This window comes from Limnospira platensis NIES-39, assembly GCF_026000695.1.
Lineage (GTDB): Bacteria > Cyanobacteriota > Cyanobacteriia > Cyanobacteriales > Microcoleaceae > Limnospira > Limnospira platensis.
In genome coordinates this window covers 1,188,043-1,210,925 of the sequence record NZ_AP026945.1, presented here as the reverse complement: position 1 = coordinate 1,210,925, position 22,883 = coordinate 1,188,043, and the positions used below count along the sequence as shown (strand labels likewise).

The window sequence follows — 22,883 nt, the reverse complement described above, 5'->3', positions numbered from 1 at the left end:
CTAAGTAACGGTAGAATAGGGGTTGTAGGCTATATAGACGCTGTTAATTCTGAGGAGTGTTGTCAAATGAGCAAATTATGGGGCTATAGTTTCTGGTCAAAAGTAGCAATGATTCTTCCCCTTACCAGTGCGATCGCTTCTATTATCCATACCAATACAGCGATCGCCCAACTCTCCGAAGACATCATTAGCACCGATGACCTAGTAGAAGTTCAGGGACAAGTTACCTCCGTTTCCCAACTCTCAGACGTTCAACCCACAGACTGGGCATTTCAAGCCCTACAATCCCTTGTTGAACGCTATGGCTGTATAGCAGGATATCCCGACGGAACCTACAGAGGCAACCGCGCGATGACCCGCTACGAATTCGCCGCCGGACTCAACGCCTGTTTAGAGCGAATTAACGAACTGATCGCCGCCTCCGTAGTTGATAGAGTTACCCGTGAAGATCTCGCCGTCCTCCAACGTCTCCAAGAGGAATTTGCCGCCGAACTCGCCACCTTAGGAGGTCGTATCTTCGCCCTAGAAGCCAGAACCGCAGAATTAGAAGCTAACCAATTTTCCACTACCACCATATTCGGTGGTGAAGCCATCTTCGGCTTTGCTGGTGCCGTAGGCGGAGACCCTCCCGGCACCGGAGACAACCATCAAGCTACCCTCCACTATCTCCTGCGTCTCGGAACCGTATCTTCCTTTAGTGGTCTCGATCGCCTCCGCATAGGCTTCGTTTCCGGTAACTTTGAAAATAGAGGATTAGCCGGAACCGTAGAAGATCCAGGGTTGGGAGATATGGCCCTGCTGTCATACCAAACTGATAGCAATAATCAACTATTCCTCGATTACCTAGAATACAGATTTCCCGCCTTTAATAACCGGGTAGTCTTCACCGTCCGCCCCGTAGGATTTAGTCTCAGCAACGTCCTCACTGCTAACTCACCCTTTTTCGATAGCGGTCGCGGTGCCATTTCCCGCTTTGGCGAGGGTAGCCCCCTATTTAAAATGGGCGCTTTAGACGGAGGCGCTGGGTTTGATTGGTTAGTTTCCGATAAAGTGCGACTACAGGTAGCCTATGGCGCTCGCAGCAGCTCCGATGCCACACTCGGCATTAGTCATTCCGATCATAGTGCTTTAGGAGTACAATTGTTACTCAAACCCAGTGCTAACACCTTGGCAGGTTTAACCTATATTAACGCCTACTCTGCCAATGGTCGCCTAGACACCCTCACCGGAAGTTTGAGCGCCGACACCTCCGGGTTACTCAATGAACCCATGAACTTTAATGCAGTAGGGGGGTCCTTCCAGTGGCGCATCAAATCGAATATTACCCTCGCCGCCTTTGGAGGCGTGACCTTTGGGGAATCAACTACCAGCAACGCCTATGCCAACACTACCACCTACAGCCTTTCTCTCGGTTGGTCTGAACCCTTCGGCCGTAATGGCGACCTATTTGCCTTTATCTTTGGTCAACCGCCTAAACTGGTAGCCGGCCGTAATTTGCCCTTGGGAGAAGATCGCGATACCTCCTTACACTTCGAGACTTTCTACCGTTTCCGTGTCAGTGATTATATCTGGGTGACACCGGGTGTATTTATGGTCACCAATCCAGAACATAATGCCAATAATGACACAGTTGTAATCGGTGTTTTGCGTACCACATTCTTATTTTAATCATTTTTCATGGCTGAACTCAGGCTGCGACTAATTCTTGAAAACCAACCCGAAAGGCTAATTCCGGTCGATCGCAATGAATTTATTATTGGGCGATCGCCTGAGTGTAACCTGCAACTGCCTTTTATTGAAGTATCGCGCCGTCATACCCGCATTTATAAAGGGACTGATGGTGGTTGGTGGGTGGAAGATTTAGGTAGTAAAAACGGCACTTGTCTAAATGATATATCCTTAACCCAGCCTCACCCCCTCAAACTTAACGACCAGTTGCGAATTGATCAGATCCGCTTAGATATCCTAGCACCAGATACCAAGAAAAATGGCGGGCGCAAAATTGGGACTCTGGTGGAAGGAACTAATTTAATTGGTCGGGTTCAGGATCTTAAACAACAATGGATTCAAAGTAACACCCAATTTGATGAGGATATTAATAATTATCGTCGCTCTGTAGCCCGCCTACAAGACCTAGTAGAAATTGCTAAATGTTTGAATAGTGCTGAGTCTATTGATGCCATTTTCTCACAAACTCAGTCCGTGATTTTTCATGATATCCCCATTATTGAACGCTTGGCTTTACTCGTTGATCTCAATGGTGACGGACAACTAGAACTCGTCAAAGTAGCCTCGAAAAAATCCGGTAACAACCCAGATATATCTATTGATGGAAGCTGGATTAGTCGCAGTATTTGTCAGCGAGTTTTTCGTGATAAAATTGCTATTAAAACCGCTGATGCTCAACAGGATACACGCTTTGAAAGTGAACCCAGTATTCTAGTTAAAGATATCCGATCTTGTCTGGCAGTTCCCCTATGGGATGAGGATCATGTCGTAGGTGTTTTATATGGAGATGCTCATTTTTCCTTTGACTACTGGACTCGTGGCGGAGATGAAGATTTGAGCTTTTTCTCAGCCTTAGGAAATTTAGTCGCGGCTAGTGTTCAACGTTGGTTACTTACTCAAAAATTACAGCGGGAAGGCACTATCCGTGAACGTCTGGAACGCTACCATACCCCGGCGGTCGTACAGCACTTAATCAATGTGGGCGCTTTAGACAATGGCCGTTTGCCTTCCACAGATGCTGAAATTAGTATTTTATTTGCTGATATTGTCGGTTTTACTGCCCTTTCTGAACGCTTACCTGCTCAGGAATTAGCGACATTACTTAATGCTTTTTTTGAGGAAATGTTGCAGGAAGTTTTTGCCCTGGGAGGAACTTTAGATAAGTTTATTGGTGATTGTATCATGGCGTTTTTTGGCGCGCCTGAAGCGCAATCAGACCACGCAGAACGCGCTGTTCATGCCTCTTTAGGAATGTTAGAACGCCTAGAAAAACTCAACGCTGAAGGTAAGTTATCAGAACCACTACAACTGCGTATTGCTATTAATAGCGGTAGGGCGGTAGTTGGGGATGTCGGTAGCTCCCAACGAGTAGATTATACCGTCTTGGGGGGAACAATTAATTTGGCGGCGAGAATGGAGCCGATTTGTCCCCCAGGAAAGTGTGTCATTAGTCAGGCGACTTATCAAATGTTGCGATCGCCTGAGCAATTTGCTCTAATGGGAGATTACACCTTTAAAGGCATTGATCATCCCGTCACCATTTATCAAAATGTGGAAGTTGGAAAACCTTGATCACCCTAGTCTAATTGCATTAATTCCGGTGATTATTAATATGTCTAACTCTCGCCCCCGCCCATTGCAATTTTTCCCGCAGGGTTTGATAAAACGAATAGTCCTCCCGCAGAATGATAAATTTAGCCTGACAGTCTGCTTTCCTCACATCAACCCGCTGTCCCGGCCAAATCGATGTAGCCAATACCCCATCAGTCCATAATTTAGTATCATGTTCGAGGTCAGCTAGGGGCCAAATACTGACCACTGACCCCGAAGGAATTACCACAGGACGACTGGAAAAGCTGAGGGGACAAATGGGACTAACAGTGATCGCATCCATCCCCGGATGCACAATCGGACCGCCTGCAGACGCATTATAACAGGTAGACCCCGTGGGGGTTCCCACAATTAAGCCATCCCCTTGATATTGATCAATTACTTCCCCGTCAACCTCCATCTCTAAGATAGAAGTAGGCATTCGATACGCAGAAGCCGGTTTGATGCACATTTCGTTTAGGGCCAAAAAGCGATCGCTTAACGGTTCTAGGTGATCGCGGGAACCTTCAAAAACCGCCGCCTGTAACATCATCCGCTGTCCAATAGCGTAGCGATCCTCAAATAAACGAGCTATAACCGTTTCCGTATCCTCTATATCCTCAAAGGACTCAGTTAAAAATCCTAAATGCCCCCCCACATTTGCCGCTAAAATGGGGATACCTGCTTCCGCTAAATGTCTCGCCGCTGCTAAAGCCGTTCCATCTCCCCCTAATACCACCGCCAAATCGATAGGACTACTACTAGAAGCTAGAAACACCGGGTAGGGGTTATCTTTCGCCCCACTCGGTCCCATCAAAACCTGACATCCCCGCCGTTCAAATTCTCGGGCGTATTGTTGCGCCCAACGCTGACTCAGCCTATCCCTAGATTTATGAGCAATGATGACTTGTTTAATCTGCACAGTCCCAGTTAACCTTGGTTTAATCTATGATTATCCACCAAAATTGCCCAACACCGCAATTGTCTGATTCTCTGTTTTTTAACTCGCCATGACTAATTCTATTCTTCAATCTGTCTTTAATCTCTTTTTAAAGCCAGAATGTCCCCTCTGTGCAAGACCTACAGATCAGGAGTTCTGCCACTATTGTCAACAACAATTGTTAGAATGTCAATTTACCCACCCAGGACTATTCCCTGGTCAGGTGCCGATTTTTGTTTGGGGTCGCTATGGGGGAGTCCTCAAACGAGCGATCGCTGCTTTAAAATATGATGGCAACCCACAAATCGCCAAAATGTTAGGCTATTGTCTAGCCGAGGGGTGGCTCAATACTGTCAACCGGGTTCCCCAGAATTTAGTTGTAGTTCCTATTCCCCTACATCCCGATAAACTCAAAAAACGGGGTTTTAATCAGGCAGAATTATTGGGGCGCGGCTTCTGTGAAATTACAGGTTTACCTATAAAACCCCATGGTTTACAAAGGGTCAAAAATACCGAAGCCCTGCACGGCTTATCCCGACAACAACGAGAACAAAATTTGCTGGGGGCTTTACGAGTCGGAAAAGACACCCTTCCCCCTCGCAGTTCTGTGTTGATTATTGATGATATTTATACCACTGGGGCTACGGTTAATGCTGCTATTCAAGCCTTGAAGTTGAGAAAAATTAAAGTAGCTGGAGTCGTCGCATTAGCTACCACAGCTTCCCCTAAATCTTCCCCTGGTTCACTATCATCTATGGCCTAGGTACTGACAACCCTACCAATAACTTATTCCTTTTGGTTGAGATCTCCCTAGATTTCGCTAAAATATAATTAGCCGTCATAGCCATCACCGACAATCATTATGGGCTTATTTGAAGATTTCAGCCGCTTTCTGGAAACCCGCCTAGAGGAATTTTTGCGAGATCATCCTGATCTGGAATTGCAAGCCCTTGAGGAACAGTTGCGTCAACAGGAAGAGGACACCCTCCGATTAATTGCTGACCTACAGCGTGAGGAAAAGAAATGCACTGAAGAAATTTTGGCGATCGCACAAGATATCCAAAAATGGCATAAATGGGTCGCTAAAGCACAAGCCGCCAACCGCCCTGACCTCGCTGAAGCCGCACAAGAAAGAGAAGCCTCCCTATTGCGACAGGGAAATCAGCGCTGGGGACAAATGCAGGGCGTTAAAAACCGCATCGAAAAGTCTAAGGAACTCTATCGCCAGATTCAACAGCGACGCAAAGAGGTTAAAATTAAACAGCAGGAATCCGCCGCCAACCGCACTAAAACTACCCAAACTAAATCTTGGGAAACCCAGGGATGGAACCAAGGAAATGATTACACTCGCTTTCAAGCCACCCCTGACCCACTCGAACAGCAGTTTCGTCAGTGGGAAATGGATGACGAACTCGAACAACTCAAGCGCAATATGCGTCAATAACTTTGTGTTAACTTTTGTAAAAAAAAATTAAGTTTTGTTGCGAAAAATTTTTTTTCGGGGGGTGGGGTTGCTTTTGCGGGGGGCTCGTGCTACCATTTAGATAATGGGAGTGGTGACTTTTTTGAAATTTTTAAACATATTTCCATTATGAAACTGTATCTTAATATCTTATCATTAGTTCCCGGCTGTTGTCAACCCTCTGCCCAGGGGGCCGAACAAATTTTTTTTTGAATAAAAAATCAACAGTGCTAAAACTACCCAAACTAAATCTTGGGAAACCCAGGGATGGAACCAAGGAAATGATTACACTCGCTTTCAAGCCACCCCTGACCCACTCGAACAGCAGTTTCGTCAGTGGGAAATGGATGACGAACTCGAACAACTCAAGCGCAATATGCGTCAATAACTTTGTGTTAACTTTTGTAAAAAAAAATTAAGTTTTGTTGCGAAATTTTTTTTTTCGGGGGGTGGGGTTGCTTTTGCGGGGGGCTCGTGCTACCATTTAAATAATGGGAGTGGTGACTTTTTTGAAATTATTAAACATATTTACATTATAAGACTGTATCTTAATATCTTATCATTAGTTCCCGGCTGTTGTCAACCCTCTGCTCAGGGGGGCCGAACAAAATTTTTTTTTTGAATAAAAAATCAACTTTAGAGAATGGGGCAGTTGAGCCAACCACCCCATCAGTAACTGGCGGCGATAGATAGATAGTTAAACCTAAGCCAAATCAGGGAAAACTTCCCTAACGGCGGGATGAACAAGTTGGTGATTTTCGACATTTAAACCCTTAGCTAAAGCGGCATCTTCAGCTAAAGCGCGAATGCCACGATCGCCTAATTTGAGAACATAAGGCAAGGTGCTATTATTTAAGGCTTGGGTAGCCGTACTGGGTACAGCCCCCGGCATATTGGGAACCCCATAATGAACCACCCCATACTCAATATAAGTTGGTTGAGTGTGAGAAGTAGGCCGCAGAGTTTCAATACAACCGCCTTGGTCAACCGCCACGTCAACTAATACAGAACCGGGGCGCATTTTAGCGACCAATTCACGGGAAACTAAAATCGGAGTCCGAAAACCTGGAACCAAGACCGCACCAATGAGTAAATCAGCCTGGGGAACAGTAGCCTCAATGTGGGCTGAATTACTGTAAAGCAATTCTACCCGGGAACCAAACAAAGTTTCTAAATAGGAGAGGCGATCGACATTAATATCAATAATTGTCACCATAGCACCCATACCAACCGCAATGCGGGCGGCTTCCGTGCCGACGATACCACCACCTAAAATCACCACATGACCGGATTTCACACCGGGGAAACCACCCAGGAGAACCCCTCGCCCCCCTTGTTGGCGTTCCAGATATCGGGCTCCAAACTGTACGGAAAGGCGACCCGCAATGATACTCATGGGAGTGAGTAGTGGTAAGCGTCGGTCTGATAATTCTACTGATTCGTAGGCGATCGCATTCACGCCACTATTAATCAGGTGTTCGGTCAATTCCCTAGCCGCCGCCAGATGTAAATAAGTGAATAGAAGTTGTCCCTTCTGAATAAAGGGATATTCTGAGGGTAGGGGTTCTTTGACCTTGACCACCAATTCACGATTCCAGGCTTCTGTGGGTGAGGAAACCACCTTAGCGCCTGCTTCGAGATAGTCCTGGTCAGAAAATCCCGCCCCGACCCCCGCTTGTGTTTCCACAAAAACCTGATGGCCTTTTTCACAACAGACTCGGACACTACTGGGGCTTAATCCCACCCGAAATTCCTGATCTTTAACTTCTTTGGGGACACCAATTTCCATATAACCTCAACCTTAATTTTCTGAGAATGTCCGAACTGCACACCCTACAAATTCCTTGCAGGTGTGGCAACCAGGTAAAATATAGCCTAGCATTGGCTTTCTGGCATCCAGCAGATCCGATAGGTTGGGTTATCTTGAAAACACCGGACTAAGACCAAAAGTGCCAAAAAATCGCCCCGACAAACCGAGTTCCGACATTAGAACTTGTTGTGTACTACCTCTGCATCAATACCATTATCAGAAGAATGGGTCTAAAACCCCGTCACTTCGACAAGCTCACTGCATCGCACTTCGATGACACTCAGTGCATAGCCTTCTAGGACGGCTTGGTTCTCAAATAGAGAAGTCATAAGGATCAAGACCCGTTGAAATAGCTACGATGAGAGCGCACCTAGACAGTTCCGAGGGGCAATATTTAACTACATCCCTGAAGACAAACAGCTTTGGGCTTGAGTACAATTAAACATAGTCGCCACAGGGGATTGGGAGACTCTAAACGGACGCAGAGCCAGGGTAAGAATACTTAGGTAGCACATTGCTGTGAAGCGTCAAGGAATCCTCGCTCCTTCAGGACGAGGAGGTATGTCACTATAATGCGATCGCCTACAAGCCGGGGCGGGTTTACCAAATTGCTGCGGTGGTGGCGCACCTCCCAGAAACACCCCCTACAAGCCGGGGCGGGTTTACCAAATTGCTGCGGTGGTGGCGCACCTCCCAGAAACACCCCCTATAAGCCGGGGCGGGTTTACCAAATTGCTGCGGTGGTGGCGCACCTCCCAGAAACACCCCCTATAAGCCGGGGCGGGTTTACCAAATTGCTGCGGTGGTGGCGCACCTCCCAGAAACACCCCCTATAAGCCGGGGCGGGTTTACCAAATTGCTGCGGTGGTGGCGCACCTCCCAGAAACACCCCCTATAAGCCGGGGCGGGTTTACCAAATTGCTGCGGTGGTGGCCAAGCGTTTAGCGGAACCCGCCCCTACATTCAACCCCCCCCCTCCCCAGGGATATCTTTACCTTGTCTATGGGGCGACGGTAAATTGGCATCCAACTTAATACTGTTTTATTATTGCCGCAAATCCTTGTATAATAGGGGTTTTAACCCCATCTATACGAATGGTGTCCTGTTTTACCCCTAGACATTTAGAATCTTTCCGGTAGAATCAGAACAAAAAAATTAACCACCAATGCACAGTCAAAACCCAATTGTGGAGGGTAAACCCATTACACTCACTCTCAATTCATCTAAGGTTCCTACGGCGTATGATGCCGATCAGCCTATTATCAAAATAGCGGGCCGCTCTTCCCTGAAAGGACAGGTAGCTATCAGCGGTGCTAAAAATGCGGCGCTAGTCATCATGGCTGGCGCTCTACTGTGTTCGGAAGATTGCCGGCTACGGAATGTTCCGTCATTGGTTGATGTCGGCACTATGGGGCAAATTCTATCGGCTGTGGGGGTAGACCTCAAACGAGATGGTAGCATTATTGATATCAATGCCAGAGAACTTACTCACTCTGAAGCACCCTATGAGTTAGTTAGTCAGCTTCGAGCTAGTTTCTTTATTATCGGACCGCTTTTGGCTCGCTTAGGGATAGCTAAGGTTCCTCTACCGGGAGGATGCGCTATTGGTGCTAGACCTGTGGATCTCCATGTTCAGGGACTACGAGCGATGGGCGCTCATGTGCAAATTGATCATGGCATAGTTGAAGCATACGTGACTGGGAGCGATCGCCGTCTCAAAGGCGCTAAGATTTATCTGGATTATCCCAGTGTGGGAGCCACGGAAACCCTGATGATGGCCGCAGTGTTAGCAGATGGGGAAACTATTATTGATAACGCGGCTCAAGAACCCGAAGTTATTGATCTGGCTAATTTCTGTCGGGCTATGGGCGCTAAAATTGAGGGGGCGGGAACTAAGAAATTAGTCATCTCTGGAGTTAGCCATCTGCACTCGGTGGATTATTCTATCATCCCCGATCGCATTGAGGCGGGGACTTTTTTATTAGCCGCCGCCATTACTGGCTCTGAACTAACCCTGGCTCCGGTTATTCCCGATCATCTCACCGCCGTGATTGCTAAGTTACGGAAAACTGGCTCAACTATTCTCGCCGAAGATAATCAAGTGATTCGGGTTATTCCGGGTCCGGAAATCCTACCCACAGATATCGAAACCCTCCCCTATCCTGGTTTCCCTACAGATATGCAGGCTCCTTTTATGTCTTTGCTGACTCTGAGTAAGGGTAATAGTCTGATTACGGAAACTGTGTTTGAGAACCGCCTACACCATGTGGCTGAGTTGATTCGCATGGGGGCTGATATCCGCATGAAGGGTAATACGGCGATCGTTAGTGGTGTTCCTATTTTATCTGGTGCGCCAGTAAGGGCTACAGACCTAAGAGCCGGAGCTGCTTTAGTATTGGCTGCTTTAGCCGCTGAGGGTGAAACTACCATTTCCGATTTACAACATCTCGATCGCGGTTATGAACGCATAGATCTCAAGTTGAAAGATTTAGGGGCTCGCATAGAACGTATAGAGCCACTACCTGAATCGGAAAATTCTTCTTCCCAAGATCAGTAAACTAGGGTAATAATTAACTATAGGGGCCCGATAGCTAACCTCCAGGTACTCCCTAGGTATTGCTAACCCGCCCCTTGTTGTATTTCCCCAATGTTTGATTCAATACTATGGCTTTGTCTCCTAATCCTCTCATTGGCCTGAAAGCAGATCATTTCCGCCATCCCCTTGATTTACAGGCGACTAATGCTTTAAAGCAAATTCCCGGTTTAGATGTGATCGTCCGTCAGTTGCTCGGTTCCGTCGGTGAGCAGTTTTTCTATTTGGAAAATATTGCTTCCAGTGTTCTCGTCGGTCAAAAACAGCTTCCACATCTCCATAATCTCTTGTTGTCGGCTTGTGATACTTTGGACTTGGAACCGCCACAACTTTATGTTAGGTCTTCCCCAGTCCCTAATGCTTACACTTTGGCTATGCGGGGAAAACAGCCTTTTATTGTCCTACATACCTCTTTAGTGGATTTGTTGACTCCTGAAGAAATTCAAGCCGTGATTGGTCATGAGTTGGGACATCTCAAGTGTGAGCATGGCGTTTATCTGACTTTGGCGAATTTGATTATTTTGGCGGCGGGTCAATTCTCTACTTTGGGTGCGCTTTTGGTTCAGTCCCTACAAACTCAGATTCTTGAATGGGTCCGCTGTGCTGAGTTTACTTGCGATCGCGCTGCATTGTTGGCTACCCAAGACCCTAGAGTGGTCATGTCGGTTTTGATGAAGTTGTCCGGAGGTTCCCCAACTTTGGCCCCTCAACTCAATTTGGATGCTTTTCTTGAACAAGCGATCGCCTATGATCAAATGAGTAGTGATGAGTTGGGAGAGTTACTTAAACAAGCCCAAACCGCTCAACTCACCCATCCTCTACCTGTACTAAGGGCCAGAGAGATCTATCGGTGGGCCAGTAGCCCCGATTATAATTTTTTGTTGCAATCTCGAAAAATCGTGTATAATGATAAAGTAACCAATTCGGGCGGATGGCGAAATTGGTAGACGCACCACACTCAAAATGTGGCGACTTCGGTCATGTCGGTTCGAGTCCGACTCTGCCCACTATTAACTGACCTAATGCTGGTAGGAATAACCGGGATTTACTTAACCCGATAACTATACCTAGTTACTCAGATATTACTCACAATCTAGTCCTAGCACAGGAAAATAATTCTGTCAATAGGATGATTACTCAGTCAACAAGCACAACTTAATCAATCTGTCAAATACCCATACCACCCCCCCCCAGCAATTCTCATTTTGGCGAAAACCTGTTCAAGTCCCCAGCATCCCTGTATCGTAATGACATCCAAGAAACCCAGGAGCGCCAGAGCCGTTGAAAAAGCCAGGTGGCTTTGAGACTCTAGTCGGTTCTTTCCGCCAGTGCTTGTCATCGCTACCGGACAAGCGCCGGGGTAAAAATCGCCGCTATGGAATGGAGGATGCCGCTTTAAGTGCGTTTAGTGTGTTTTTTACTCAAACTCCGTCGTTTCTGGCTTATCAACGTCTGATGGAGGGGAGTAAAGGCAAGAGCAATGCCCAAAGTCTGTTTGGAGTTCATCGAATTCCCTGTGATAACCAGATTCGGGACTTATTAGATGCCGTGTCCCCAGAGCACCTGTTTCCAGTGTTTGAGGATATCCTACAAGTCTTGGAAGCCCAGGGGCAGTTAGAAGACTTCCGTTGCCTAGGGGACAGTCTATTAGTCGCGTTGGATGGCACCGAATACTTCAGTTCCGACCAAATTCACTGTCCCCACTGTTCAACGCGCACCCAGAAGTCAGGAAAAACCCATTACTTCCATAGTGTTGTCACTCCAGTCATCGTCTGTCCGGGACAGAATCATGTGATTCCCTTAGTCCCCGAATTTATCGTGCCCCAAGATGGTCATGATAAGCAAGACTGTGAGAATGCCGCCGCCAAACGCTGGCTATCGAGGCAAGAACAATGCTTGAGGGCTTTGAATGTCACGGTTTGAGGGGATGACCTCTATTGCCACCAACCGTTGTGTCAGCAGTTTTTAGAGCAGCAACTTAACTTCATCGTCGTCTGTCGCCCCGAGTCTCATACTACCCTCTATGAACACCTAGAGGGCATCGAACTCCCGACCCTCACGACCAAGAAGTGGACTGGTAAAGTCGAGAAAACCTATACCTACCGCTATCTCAACGGAGTCCCCCTCAAAGATAGCGATGAGGCGCTGTTGGTTAACTGGTGCGAACTTACTGTCACCACCGCTGATGGCCAGGTAACCTATCACAACTCCTTGGCCACGAATTATCCTCTCAGCGATGAGAATGTAGCCGAGGTGGTTCGGGCCGGGCGGACTCGTTGGAAAGTTGAGAATGAGAACAACAACACTCTCAAGACCAAGGGCTACCATCTCGAACACAATTTTGGCCATGACAAGCAGCATCTTTCTTCCTTGCTCCGGACCATCAACATCCTCTCGCTGCTCTTCCACACCCTGCAGGAGTTGCTCGATAACAAGTACCAGTTGCTACGAGCGCACTTACCGAAGCGCCAAACCTTCTTTAATGATTTGCGCGCGCTTACCCAGACTGTACTTCGACAGTTGGGACCACCTTCTGACCTTTATGCTTGAGGGTCTCGAGTTAGACATCCCACCCGATAGCAGTTGAATTTCCAAAATGAGAATTGCTGACCACCCCCCAACCAAACACCGATAGGGTAACTCCCTTGTGATAGCAGTCAATAGCAAGCCTATCGGTTCGTTCCTCACCATTGACTGCTATCACGTCGGTCGCACCCCCAAGAGTGTTTGTTCCGGTTGGGGGGAGGATATGTTTCCAAATCAACCACGACAACAGCAGAAGATAATTCCCCAAGCTATCAACGTACAAAGATACCCCTATCAATGTACAAAGATATCAGACCGCCTTTCCGTGGACTAGACCTATAGGTAAACCTATGAGCGATCGCCTATCGGGTTATCTATGGGTCTGATTCATAATCCTCGGTGAGGGGAAACTATGGGCTATCATCTGGCTGATATTAAAAGTGCGATCGCCTAATCTAAACTATCTCCTACCGGAACCAACCCGATACCCCTAAACAACTTTTCAACTGGTGACAATTACCGAGCAGAAACCGATACCAACATAATCAGTTCACCCCCAAAATCTTAGCCGTAGGTTGTAGGTAAAGCTATCTGTTGGGGGTAACTTAGTTCTGGGTAATATCTGGACATGATAGGGTAGGCATTCATATTTTAGAAGTTACATAATGTATTTACATTATGTAAATGAGTGCGATACGTTCAGGCATGAAATAGGGTTGAGATACCTGAAATAACCGCCTGGTAGAGACTTCAAGCCCCTGGGTGAATATAAGGAACGCACTCCTGACCATCTCTATAACTGTTTATATGTCCCAACGTTCGGTATAGAGATATACCAAACAAGGCAGGGAACCCAAGGTCAAAATGAACTAACTTATACAAATTCCTCATAGGAAGCCCAGAAATGGATAAGTAAAAGTTAGGAAATCAGGGTAACGGCGATAGCCACCCCCAATTTCAGGAATCACAACCCCAGGATTGAAGCGGGGAACGGAAGGCGTGAAGTAGAACCTACTACCATACGCGACCACTGCCAACCATCCATGATTAGGGAAACCGAATGTCCGGCTTGAACCATCGTAATTATCAGGTAGCGAAACAGGTTGATACGCTGCGCTCAAAAGAGTATGGGGAAAAGTAGGAGTTTCTTCATAATACCTACACAGACCTTTAGAAGTACCCCGGTGGAAAGGACAAATCTCAAGATGGAATGCCCATATAAGCGGAACGTTTTTAACCCCTTCTAGGCTCTGACAATCTGGTCGAGAAAGTCAGTAGTAAAAAGTGTAAGCGCAAGCCTATTAGGGGGTGAGATGTGACCAAAAGCCAAAGCCCGGTTGTAATGACAGGGATATGCTAACAGGTCACGGTTTGATTGTAAAGAAATAGAGCCTAGTAGGTGTACAAATGGCGATAGCGAGTTTAAAGAAAGGGTTTGGGAAACCAAAACCAATCAAGACTACGAGCAACGCATGGAAGGCCATCCCATGGACTAAGGTTCAACGGAAAGTTTTCAAGCTCCAAAAGAGTATATTTCGAGCAGCTAAATCGGGACAAAATGCTAAGGCACGAAGGTGGCAACGTCTATTGGTGAAATCATATTATGCCCGGCTCCTAGCAGTGAGACTGTAGGGGCGGGTTCCACGGTCAGCCATGCTTCCCAACAGTCAGCTTAATAAACCCGCCCCCCAAGCGGGTCAAGGCAAGAAGACAGCCGGGGTTGATAGAGTAAGAGTAATCTCTCCGAGACAAAGGTTTGAACTGGTCAAGAACATTAAGGGAAACCTCAAAGCAAAACCACTGCGACGGGTTTGGATTCCAAAACCTGGTAGGGATGAAAAAAGCTGGAATAGGAATACCCACAATCCAAGATAGAGCAAGGCAAGCCTTGGTTAAGTCGGCTCTCGAACCTGAATGGGAATCGAGATTTGAAGGCACAAGCTACGGGTTCCGTCCAGGACGGTCAGCCCATGACGCAATCAGCAGAATTTATATTGCCATAAATAAGGGACAATATTATGTTCTTGATGCTGATATAGCAAAATGCTCTTACCGTGAACCATGATTACCTACTGTCCAAAATTCATTGTCCAAGCCGCCTAAAAAGAGACCTGAAACAATGGCTCAAAGCGGGAGTGCTAGACAACGGTGTATTCGAGGATACAGAAACAGGGACACCCCAGGGAGGGGTAATAAGTCCAATACTCGCCAACATCGCACTGTTGGGGATGGGTAGGTTAATAGGAAAAATGTATCCCCAAAATACCAACAACAAACCATTTGCCACGGTCATACGATATGCCGATGATTTTGTAGTCATATCCAAAGACTTAGGAATCATTGAACAGTGCAAAACTGCTATTTCTGAATGGCTAAAGCCTGTTGGATTAGAGATTAAACCTGAAAAAACTCGAATCTGCCATACACTCAAATCTATTGAGTATAACGGCAAAGCAGAGGAACCCGGATTTGATTTCTTAGGTTTCAATATTAGGCAATATCCTGTAGGAAAATATAGAACTGGGAAAATTCCACATGGGAAACTATTAGGACACAAAATTCACATAAAACCCAGCCAAAAAGCAGTTGCCCACACAGAAGTGATAAAAGGTGTAATTAAACAACATAAAACAGCACCTCAGTCAGCCCTGATTAACAAACTAAACCCAATTATTAGGGGATGGTCAAACTATTATTCAGGGGTAGTCTCAACAGAGACCTTCAATAAGCTAGACAACACAGTTTGGCAAATGTTAAGGGCATGGACAGTATCAAGATGCGGAAAGTCAAGTTACGAAAAGCTAAGAAATTATTTCAGACATAGAACAATTAAACTTAGCAATGGGAAAGAAAGACACGAAAATTGGCTGTTCCAAACCAAAGATGGGTTACATCTGTTCAAACACAACTGGACTCCAATTGTCAGACATACCTTAATACGTCCTGACGCAACACTTTATGACGGAAATTGGACTTACTGGGCAACCAGGAAAGGACAAGCAATCGACACGCCAATTAGGGTAGCAAAACTACTCAAAAAACCAAAAGGTAGATGTACCTGGTGTGGGGAATTCTTTACCCCATCAGATTTAATTGAAATAGACCACATTGTACCTAGAAGCCAAGGCGGAAAGGATGACTACAAGAATCTTCAATTATTACACCGCCATTGTCACGACGATAAAACAGCTCTTGATGAAGAGATGATGCTGTACTCTTAACAAGGAGACGGTCAAACTAGGAGCCGTATGAGGTGAAAGTCTCATGTACGGTTCTGCTGCTGAATGGGAGGGGTAGACCGTGAGGTCTATCTCGACCCCTAATAAAAATACATAGACACCCCCTGCAGTTAGAAACCATAGGGGGCCATTTAAGTTATTGGGTTAGCTGTTAGCTGTTAGCTGTTAGGGTTTACGCTTGTTTAGGGTTACACCGATAAAACATAGCTATAGCAGCTTGTTGAATCTTTTCGTTGGTAGTCTGGTCAGATTTTCCGATATAGATGTGATGGTTGATTTTACCGTCCCAGCCCTTCAGGTTCCAGTACGCGAAATTGTTGATAGATGTTTTTTTGCAAGCCGTAAACCTTTTGCCGTTTAACTCAACAGAGAATGACTTGTTTTTTCTCAGGTAGTCAAACCATTCGGGTGTATCTAGTTCTACACAAGTTCCACCGGGGCCCTGTAGAAAATTGCTGAAATTTCCAGTATGTAGGCTGATTACTGGTAATAACTTAGGCATTGAAGTCACCCCCCATAAAGATATCGCTACTGTAACCATTGCCACTAAAGTCGGACATAAATGATACTGGTTGAATAACTGTCTCTTGAGACGATACCCATTTTTTCTATACCGTCATAAAATCAACAGCGGCGTTATGAGCTATTTCGGCTAATTTCACCCTGGTATCTTGGTTAGCGTAGGGGATATCTCGTGACATAATTTGGGCGTAAATATCACGTGCTAATTCCGCGATAACCATTAAGCTTGCTTGTTCTTAGTTCATGGTTTTGTGTTTCCTGTTTTGACGAAATTATTTAACTTACTTGAGGATTTATGGCATGATTAAAACTCATCGTCATTTTCTTCTTCGTATTGCTTGATTTTTTAGTCCAACAATTAATTGATTGCTGTAATCAAGGAATTGTGCATAACCAGAAAAGTGCTTTCAAGCTCCAACAGACGACATTCATCAAATTGTGTAGGACAATCGGCAAGTTCTACAGCGTCCAATATAGAGACTAGCTTGCTGCTTAACCTATCACTAAGATAGGTATTTGGGTTAAGTAGTTTACCCAAGTCAATTGTCATGGTTTTATCCTATTAGTGTGTTGTTTGCCGTAGTTTACCGTCATCGCGGACGGGTATTTACTGGACTTTATCTATTAAGTGCTTTGTGTAATTCAGTTCCTTAATCAGCAATTGCTTTTTAAGTTCAGTAATGGTTAATTCTTTTTCGCAATCATCTAGTATTGACTTTAATGTTGCCAAACCATCTTCTTTATTAATGTTGTAAACTAAACTGTCTACCATAGTATTAAACTTCACAAACATCTGATTGTTGATATCTGCCATCATTGTGTTATTCTCCTAGGTCAATGAACTAATTGGAAGTCAAATGATTTGCTTCCACAGGTTTTTACCGTTGACATTAATCATGTGATATCCTCTGTTTTTCATGAAATTGGTTAATTCATTAACAGTAACCCTTGAATCTAAATAACCATCATTTTTGGCTTTTTCTATGGCCATCTTCAGAGTCTTAGGATCAATGTCTGTAACTGGTTCGATTAATTCAGGAAAACCTGCTTTTGTGGCTTGCTTATTTTGCTTAGTTTTGCTCTCAATACTTGGAGCGATAAAATGGTCTAAGAATTGTTCTGTTCCGCTAGATACTGCGAATATTTTGGTTTCTGCTAATTCCCAGTAACGGTTAAATGCTTTGATTTAATTATCTATTGATGTTTTGTATATCATTGAATGAGTAGCAATTACATCAATGGATAATCTGTAGTTAGCTATATCTTGTTTCCTTTTTTGTAGTCCTCTTTTGGTTTTAGCGTAATTAGTGCAATTATTCATATCTCTCCAAAACATTTCTAAGCGAGATGATATATTACCAAGATTTATATCCTCAATATCCGAAAGTTCTGACAATTCAAATTGATTCCCTGCAGATTCTTAACTTGTCATTGATTGTCTCTTTTTAAACCACATAGTAAACATCCTTATTTTAAGTTCGTTAAGTTCCCAAAACGTCCATAAAGGATGTATTGAGTTAATTACTTTTAAAGCGAAAGCATTAAAAATCATGTTGTGACCGGGTGTTTGGCTGCTAATTGTTATTCGACTATTTTTCCTGTTTAAGACTTTAAACAGTGAAAGCATATTTTCATTTTCAATTAATAAATTGGGGGGTGATATCCTCCCAAACCAATAAAAAATTACGTTCAAACTCCCTTTGTAACGGGTCGTAATATCAATATCTTTCTGGCTGTATCTTGCTTGTTTCTCAGTGAAGCAAATGTGCTGTTAGCTAACACTGTGTCGGTGCGATACAGTGAAGCCGCAATAGTAGCTATCTGGCTTTTACCCGTTCCACTAGACCCCCAAAGAAACAGACACCCAGCGGTTGACATTAGCGTAACAGGTGAGCAAATAAAGCTAGTAATAATTGGGAATTGAACATCCGGATAGGGTAGGATAGCACAAGCCCTACATATTGACTCAACTTGTGTCCCTAATGTACCGTCAACAATTATTTCCTCTAACTCATCTGCCATTGAATCGCGTATTAGTCTATAATCAACATAGTCCTCAGACATGGTAGTAACCTCTTAGTGTGTTGGCTTGCTGTCTGGTAGTTATCCCGCCAATATTGGGGGGATATTTTATGTTAATTAGCTGAGTTTCATCAGCTCAATTAACGCGATTAGGGTATCAGGGTCTAATTTTTGAACCTTGTTGTATAAGCTGTCAAAATCATGTTCATAGTCAAGGATTTTAGCAGTAAAATATACTCGTTATTCCCAGGTTTTGGATTTGGGTTTACCACCAAAGCCACCATTTTTTTTGCCAGACTTTAACTCAACAAAATCAATGGCTTCTTGTAGAGTGTAGCCAGAAATAGTAGATTCAAAGGTATCTAACGCTGTACTGTATTCAAGAATAAATTCCGCTAAATCGTGCTTATTCTTGGCTGAATCAAAATCATTTGAATCAGTGGTATTATCTAATTCAAGGAGTCGCTCGGCTACCCGTGTGGCTGATTGTCCTAGATTTACAGTTCCGGTAAACATCATCGTGCCGTTAGTTAGCAGCTTGTCACCTTCGACTAGGTGAAGTAGTGCTAATTCTACTGAGGTTGGCTTGTACTTCCGTTTTTCCCTTGATACTCGCTTGAATATTCTTCAATGCAGAAACGTACAGCAATTAATTGTTCCTCAAATTTCCAGCTTCTGTCATTAAAGTTCTGAAAATCACCGCTTAATCCGACACCAACGAGCCATAGGTGAGGTTGCTGTACGAGAAACATAGCGCTAGTAATTTCCAGGAATGTGCCTGATTCTCCAGATTTAACTGCACTACAAAACGCGAATTTATCGTCATCTCTTTTACCGTAATATCCAATACTCATGATTACTCTTCCTTAGTTAATTGTTGATTGTTGATTGTGTTAGGTGATTTGATTCTGGCTGCAATTTGGCGACAACCATACCAAAACATTGGATTACCTTACCGGATAGCTGAACTCTAAACTGTGATTGTTTAGTTAGCTTAATAATTGCAGAGCCTTGATAATCACCACGTGGTCTGTAACTACCCATTACCTGATAGGTAATATTCTTGACTTCAGGTGTTTTGTGTTCCTCAATATGTGTCAAGACTTGATAAGCCACAATGATTGTATTTTGGTCAAATTTATGGGGGTTATAATGGCTTTGCACAAGTTCACCATTGAGGCTAAATATGCCTTTATAGTGTAGATTTATCACGGTTGCTGTTCTCCTATTAACTTAAATTATTGTGCTTTCAGATGTCGTTGGAACTCATCGATATTCATTAAATAAATACCTGGCCAACGATAAGACCTGTTCCGAGTGACAAACCAAATATCTTCAATCATTCCGGGATTAAGGTAATTAAGCAATTGCATCTTGAGTTTAAACTCGGTTGTTAGCGTTCCCTTTACTTCGATGTATTGGTTGAAAACTGGACTATAAAAGTCTGGCTTCCATGTAATTGACTTCCAATCATTACAGTGATCAACCAAAGTTAATCGGGGGTGTATTGATAGGTTGTCATCATACTTTTTGAGTAGGTGATACACCTTGCTCTCTAGCGTTGATGCAAAGTAATGCCCCTCATCATATTGTCCTTTGGCGTGATACTTGTTAATCATCATTATTTACCTCCTCTTTATCGCCACCAGATTCAGCTTGATAAATCCTCCATTCTTCCCGGCAATATTCAAGTGCTTTATTGAGAATTTCCTCAATTTTATCTGGGCGTAATGTGATTAATTTTTTTCATCATTTTTCCCACATAATAAGCCAGAAATTCATGGTAAAATTTAACGGCTGTTAATTGCCATTGAAGTTTTCCTCTTCCTGCATAGTTAGGAACCTTTATAGCAAACGACATTCCCATATACATCAACGGGTCAAGTTTAATATTCCTGAGATTTAACCGCACTTCTTTCCAGTGCTTTGATATCATGGTGATAGTCCTCGATGTTTGGTGTATTGGCTACCTTTTTACGGGTAGCCTTTTCTATTTCCCAATTAGACTGCTGTAATTAGACTGTTAGGGATTAACCCTGAAGCCAGACTGAAAATGGGTCAGGGTCGGTTGATAACTCAGGGATATCCGGGCCAACATGATTATCGGAGAGATTAAAAAAGTGACCCTCCAAGGCAGCGATATCGTCAGCAATAGCACCAGAAACTTTACGTGGCATCTTGACACCACCACCAAGTTTAATCAGAGTTAGAATAGCTTTAATGCTATTCTTTAACGCGATAATCTCAGAGTAGGTTAATTCCAGATTAAAGTCCTTTTCGTCCGTTACAGATGCAAACACTAACTTTTCTTTTAATGTGTAGATAGGTGATGTTTTGGGATATGGCAGATAAGGAACTACTTGGTCAAGAAATCCGGCAAAGTTGCTGAACCTTTTTAAGATTGCCAGATATTCACTAGGTGAGAGTCCATGTGTATCCTTGGTTTTTACGCTGTCTTTGTCAATCTGGTAAATAGCGGTATTTTGGTCTACTAATGTATTTTGGTTTTTACGCATCTGTCAGTTATTTTCAACTCATTGACAAAATCATTTTTAAAAAATACGATTGAGTTATTGAGTTGGAAATCACTGTTTTTGATATTTTTGGTTGTTTATGATTATTATTTTTAACCTAATTAATACTTATAAATAAATCAGAAATATATAAGCCCAAAAAATAAAAGAATTATTGACTTTATACCATAATTGTGAAATGTTTAAATTATCGCCACATACAACTCAAACAAAAGACCACTATTTTTTTATATAGTGGTCAATTCTCTTTGTCTACTTTTTGGCGGTTTATTTTTTCTTACTCTTACTGCCAGGTGACTTAACAGGAGCATTAGCAGGAAGATCACCCTGTACTTGGTTTGGTGCTTCACTTCTCTCAACAGTTAATTCACCCAGGTTAGCTAGGGCCAGCCCATCGCTGCTAGGAATTCTGAACATACTGTTATAGGTTCTTAATGATGCTGGCTTGATAGTAAAATAGTGAGCAAATACATATAACAAGCCACTAACAGAAACGATAGGAGGTGCTTTAATACTGATAAATCTCAGTATTTTTTCGCCTACCCGTGTTTGGGTGTATTTACGCCAATAGCCAGGATTAACCGGGGCCTCAACAAAGAAACGAGTGTATTCAGCCTTCTTGTATGCTCTTACCCGACTGCCTTTTATGATATTACGTCTGTTAGTATTAGGCGTGGAAGTATTCCTAACAGGTGGTGTCCAAATGGTTAAGTTCCTGACGGCCGTTGGTTCATTAGATACTGACCCTCCACTTAAAACGTGGAGTCAAAGCATAGGCATAGGTACGCCTATTTTTGAAGTTGCATCTACTGGAACTTCAACTACTAGACTACGACCTAAATGTGAGCCTTTGGCTGTGGCTAACTTTTCTACCCAGTCTTCTTTGTCTCTGTTAAATGCGTCGCTTAAAGGCATAATAACTCTCTTGTTCTACATGATTTAAGTCAGGGTAGGTAAAACGATGATATTAGTGCCTACCCGATATCTATTAATCAACAAATAGCTCTGTAGCTATTACATCAATACTGCCGTCAGTAGGGTCTAAAACATCGTCTGTTGGAATTGACAATGAAACAGTTACGAGACCTGTAGCCATATTTCGGGTATAAGCAGTGACTACGGTTGCACCATCAGGATTATTACTTGCAGTCGATTGCATTCGTTGGGTTGGCTCAATAATTTCAAGTAATTGGTTTTCCAGTGTCGCAGCACCTAGCGTTTTCTTAGTAGCTATAATCTCACCTTGATTTTATTCAATACCTAGACTATAGCAGTGTATTTGCTGATTGTGGCTGCTATGGTTCTTTCAACAGAAGCTACATATATGTAGCAGCTTTTGAGTTAAACGCGACGGTACGCTACCAATACCAACATTACGCTAACTACCAGTTTAACCATGTCTAAGTATGTTCGTAATCTCTTTCATCGTGGATGATAGTTAGTGACTGATATGACTCAATGATTAGGTTGTAGTTGGGGGTTGATTTCCAGTTTTTAACTCTAACGATGTCCTCGTAGCTTTCCGTATGGCATTATCAACCCAACTAGGTTTTCTCTGGAAATGTAGAGGAATTTTGACTTGGGTTTTTCTAGGGTCTTGATACATCGCCAAGGCACTACTTTCACCTAAGTCGATTTTAGCTTGTTCAAATTTATCAATTAATTCCCAGTTAAGTATTTTCACTTCACTGATATACATTTTGCTCTCTTTGATTCTTTTCGCATTTTCCCTACCGCCAAAACCTTTCCTTTCCTCGAAGGTAATAGGATACACGATTTTAGCGTCAGTTAAATCAACTAATTGTTTACAGATATTTTCTGCCTCATTCTTACTAAATTCATTAATAAAAAACGCAAACTTTCTACCATTATTTATAGTGCAATTAACTTTAATATTTTCTTTAGTAAATGCTGACT

26 protein-coding genes, 1 tRNA gene and 3 pseudogenes are annotated in these 22,883 nt (G+C 43.7%); 14 read left to right on the top strand and 16 right to left on the bottom strand.

All coding sequences use genetic code 11. The features are described from left to right. The first annotated feature begins 66 nt into the window (after positions 1 to 66). Complete coding sequence (locus tag N39L_RS06150; protein ID WP_006616649.1) at positions 67 to 1,668, top strand: iron uptake porin; 1,602 nt, start codon at positions 67 to 69, stop codon at positions 1,666 to 1,668. A gap of 9 nt (positions 1,669 to 1,677) precedes the next feature. After that, a complete protein-coding gene (locus tag N39L_RS06145) occupies positions 1,678 to 3,300 on the top strand; it encodes an adenylate/guanylate cyclase domain-containing protein (protein ID WP_006616650.1) in 1,623 nt (540 codons plus the stop codon). A 19-nt stretch (positions 3,301 to 3,319) separates the two neighbouring features. On the opposite strand, the gene N39L_RS06140 is transcribed toward N39L_RS06145, so the two are convergent. Beyond that, complete coding sequence (locus N39L_RS06140) at positions 3,320 to 4,240, bottom strand: NAD(+) kinase (RefSeq protein ID WP_006616651.1); 921 nt, start codon at positions 4,238 to 4,240, stop codon at positions 3,320 to 3,322. 88 nt (positions 4,241 to 4,328) lie between these two features. Between N39L_RS06140 and N39L_RS06135 the strand changes: the two genes are divergently transcribed. The 3 genes from N39L_RS06135 (at position 4,329) to N39L_RS33260 (ending at position 6,108) form a co-directional block, all read left to right on the top strand. After that, a complete protein-coding gene (locus tag N39L_RS06135; RefSeq protein ID WP_006616652.1) occupies positions 4,329 to 5,021 on the top strand; it encodes a ComF family protein in 693 nt (230 codons plus the stop codon). Between the two features lie 99 nt (positions 5,022 to 5,120). Then, the gene (locus N39L_RS06130; protein WP_006616653.1) at positions 5,121 to 5,702 is read left to right on the top strand and encodes a TIGR04376 family protein; all 582 of its coding nucleotides are present in this window, start codon (positions 5,121 to 5,123) and stop codon (positions 5,700 to 5,702) included. A gap of 238 nt (positions 5,703 to 5,940) precedes the next feature. Continuing rightward, entirely contained in the window at positions 5,941 to 6,108 is a 168-nt protein-coding gene (locus N39L_RS33260) for a hypothetical protein (RefSeq protein ID WP_491625034.1), read from the top strand. A gap of 315 nt (positions 6,109 to 6,423) precedes the next feature. Here N39L_RS33260 and ald read toward each other — a convergent pair whose 3' ends face one another. Continuing rightward, positions 6,424 to 7,509 carry an alanine dehydrogenase gene (ald, locus tag N39L_RS06125; RefSeq protein ID WP_006616003.1) on the bottom strand — a complete coding sequence of 362 codons (1,086 nt, stop codon included), beginning with the start codon at positions 7,507 to 7,509 and terminating at the stop codon, positions 6,424 to 6,426. 593 nt (positions 7,510 to 8,102) lie between these two features. Between ald and N39L_RS06120 the strand changes: the two genes are divergently transcribed. From N39L_RS06120 to N39L_RS06100, 5 genes and pseudogenes are all read left to right on the top strand, one after another. Further along, on the top strand, positions 8,103 to 8,366 hold the full coding sequence (locus N39L_RS06120; protein WP_035737416.1) for a hypothetical protein: 264 nt from the start codon (positions 8,103 to 8,105) through the stop codon (positions 8,364 to 8,366). Between the two features lie 329 nt (positions 8,367 to 8,695). Then, positions 8,696 to 10,087: a UDP-N-acetylglucosamine 1-carboxyvinyltransferase gene (gene murA / locus N39L_RS06115; protein ID WP_006616197.1), complete on the top strand. Its 1,392-nt coding sequence runs from the start codon at positions 8,696 to 8,698 to the stop codon at positions 10,085 to 10,087. 107 nt (positions 10,088 to 10,194) lie between these two features. After that, positions 10,195 to 11,070, top strand: a complete 876-nt coding sequence (locus tag N39L_RS06110) for a M48 family metallopeptidase (RefSeq protein ID WP_006616198.1) — start codon at positions 10,195 to 10,197, stop codon at positions 11,068 to 11,070. Next, positions 11,049 to 11,130, top strand: a tRNA-Leu gene (locus N39L_RS06105). The genes N39L_RS06110 and N39L_RS06105 overlap by 22 nt, the downstream gene beginning before the upstream one ends. Before the next feature lie 274 nt (positions 11,131 to 11,404). Next, positions 11,405 to 12,673 (top strand): annotated as a pseudogene (locus N39L_RS06100) (ISNCY-like element ISAtsp9 family transposase). Positions 12,674 to 12,683: 10 nt separating this feature from the next. On the opposite strand, the gene N39L_RS06095 reads toward N39L_RS06100, so the two are convergent. Then, entirely contained in the window at positions 12,684 to 12,932 is a 249-nt protein-coding gene (locus N39L_RS06095) for a hypothetical protein (RefSeq protein ID WP_158307544.1), read from the bottom strand. Positions 12,933 to 14,056: 1,124 nt separating this feature from the next. Here N39L_RS06095 and N39L_RS06090 point away from each other — a divergent pair. Genes N39L_RS06090 through N39L_RS06075 form a run of 4 tightly spaced genes read left to right on the top strand, consistent with a single transcriptional unit; the run spans position 14,057 to position 15,870 of the window. Beyond that, a complete protein-coding gene (locus tag N39L_RS06090) occupies positions 14,057 to 14,281 on the top strand; it encodes a reverse transcriptase N-terminal domain-containing protein (RefSeq protein ID WP_014274626.1) in 225 nt (74 codons plus the stop codon). A 21-nt stretch (positions 14,282 to 14,302) separates the two neighbouring features. Beyond that, entirely contained in the window at positions 14,303 to 14,524 is a 222-nt protein-coding gene (locus N39L_RS06085; protein ID WP_014274625.1) for a hypothetical protein, read from the top strand. Continuing rightward, positions 14,484 to 14,714 (top strand): reverse transcriptase domain-containing protein, encoded by a 231-nt coding sequence (locus N39L_RS06080; RefSeq protein WP_014274624.1) that lies wholly within the window; start codon positions 14,484 to 14,486, stop codon positions 14,712 to 14,714. Before N39L_RS06085 ends, N39L_RS06080 begins: the two co-directional genes overlap by 41 nt. Further along, the gene (locus N39L_RS06075; RefSeq protein ID WP_014274623.1) at positions 14,704 to 15,870 is read left to right on the top strand and encodes a group II intron reverse transcriptase; all 1,167 of its coding nucleotides are present in this window, start codon (positions 14,704 to 14,706) and stop codon (positions 15,868 to 15,870) included. Before N39L_RS06080 ends, N39L_RS06075 begins: the two co-directional genes overlap by 11 nt. A 190-nt stretch (positions 15,871 to 16,060) precedes the next feature. On the opposite strand, the gene N39L_RS06070 is transcribed toward N39L_RS06075, so the two are convergent. From N39L_RS06070 to N39L_RS06010, 13 genes and pseudogenes are all read right to left on the bottom strand, one after another. Further along, the gene (locus N39L_RS06070; protein ID WP_014276168.1) at positions 16,061 to 16,390 is read right to left on the bottom strand and encodes a hypothetical protein; all 330 of its coding nucleotides are present in this window, start codon (positions 16,388 to 16,390) and stop codon (positions 16,061 to 16,063) included. Continuing rightward, positions 16,383 to 16,631, bottom strand: a pseudogene (locus N39L_RS06065) (hypothetical protein). The gene N39L_RS06070 and the pseudogene N39L_RS06065 overlap by 8 nt, the downstream one beginning before the upstream one ends. A gap of 137 nt (positions 16,632 to 16,768) precedes the next feature. Next, the gene (locus N39L_RS06060; RefSeq protein WP_014274621.1) at positions 16,769 to 16,960 is read right to left on the bottom strand and encodes a hypothetical protein; all 192 of its coding nucleotides are present in this window, start codon (positions 16,958 to 16,960) and stop codon (positions 16,769 to 16,771) included. Between the two features lie 57 nt (positions 16,961 to 17,017). Then, the gene (locus N39L_RS06055) at positions 17,018 to 17,227 is read right to left on the bottom strand and encodes a hypothetical protein (protein ID WP_006616304.1); all 210 of its coding nucleotides are present in this window, start codon (positions 17,225 to 17,227) and stop codon (positions 17,018 to 17,020) included. Between the two features lie 872 nt (positions 17,228 to 18,099). Beyond that, positions 18,100 to 18,474, bottom strand: coding sequence for a hypothetical protein (locus N39L_RS06050; RefSeq protein WP_006616303.1), 375 nt, complete (start codon positions 18,472 to 18,474; stop codon positions 18,100 to 18,102). Positions 18,475 to 18,672: 198 nt separating this feature from the next. After that, positions 18,673 to 18,951 (bottom strand): hypothetical protein, encoded by a 279-nt coding sequence (locus N39L_RS06045; RefSeq protein ID WP_006616302.1) that lies wholly within the window; start codon positions 18,949 to 18,951, stop codon positions 18,673 to 18,675. Between the two features lie 53 nt (positions 18,952 to 19,004). Then, on the bottom strand, positions 19,005 to 19,286 hold the full coding sequence (locus N39L_RS06040; protein ID WP_006616301.1) for a hypothetical protein: 282 nt from the start codon (positions 19,284 to 19,286) through the stop codon (positions 19,005 to 19,007). 16 nt (positions 19,287 to 19,302) lie between these two features. After that, positions 19,303 to 19,644 carry a hypothetical protein gene (locus tag N39L_RS06035; protein WP_006616300.1) on the bottom strand — a complete coding sequence of 114 codons (342 nt, stop codon included), beginning with the start codon at positions 19,642 to 19,644 and terminating at the stop codon, positions 19,303 to 19,305. Between the two features lie 26 nt (positions 19,645 to 19,670). Beyond that, a complete protein-coding gene (locus tag N39L_RS06030; RefSeq protein WP_006616299.1) occupies positions 19,671 to 20,054 on the bottom strand; it encodes a DUF1064 domain-containing protein in 384 nt (127 codons plus the stop codon). Continuing rightward, positions 20,044 to 20,368: pseudogene (locus tag N39L_RS06025) on the bottom strand (hypothetical protein). The gene N39L_RS06030 and the pseudogene N39L_RS06025 overlap by 11 nt, the downstream one beginning before the upstream one ends. 94 nt (positions 20,369 to 20,462) lie before the next feature. Beyond that, the gene (locus N39L_RS06020; protein ID WP_006616325.1) at positions 20,463 to 20,948 is read right to left on the bottom strand and encodes a hypothetical protein; all 486 of its coding nucleotides are present in this window, start codon (positions 20,946 to 20,948) and stop codon (positions 20,463 to 20,465) included. Positions 20,949 to 21,954: 1,006 nt separating this feature from the next. Continuing rightward, positions 21,955 to 22,200 carry a hypothetical protein gene (locus tag N39L_RS06015; protein WP_006622122.1) on the bottom strand — a complete coding sequence of 82 codons (246 nt, stop codon included), beginning with the start codon at positions 22,198 to 22,200 and terminating at the stop codon, positions 21,955 to 21,957. A 228-nt stretch (positions 22,201 to 22,428) separates the two neighbouring features. Then, positions 22,429 to 22,740: a hypothetical protein gene (locus N39L_RS06010; RefSeq protein ID WP_006616324.1), complete on the bottom strand. Its 312-nt coding sequence runs from the start codon at positions 22,738 to 22,740 to the stop codon at positions 22,429 to 22,431. Between the last annotated feature and the right edge of the window lie 143 nt (positions 22,741 to 22,883).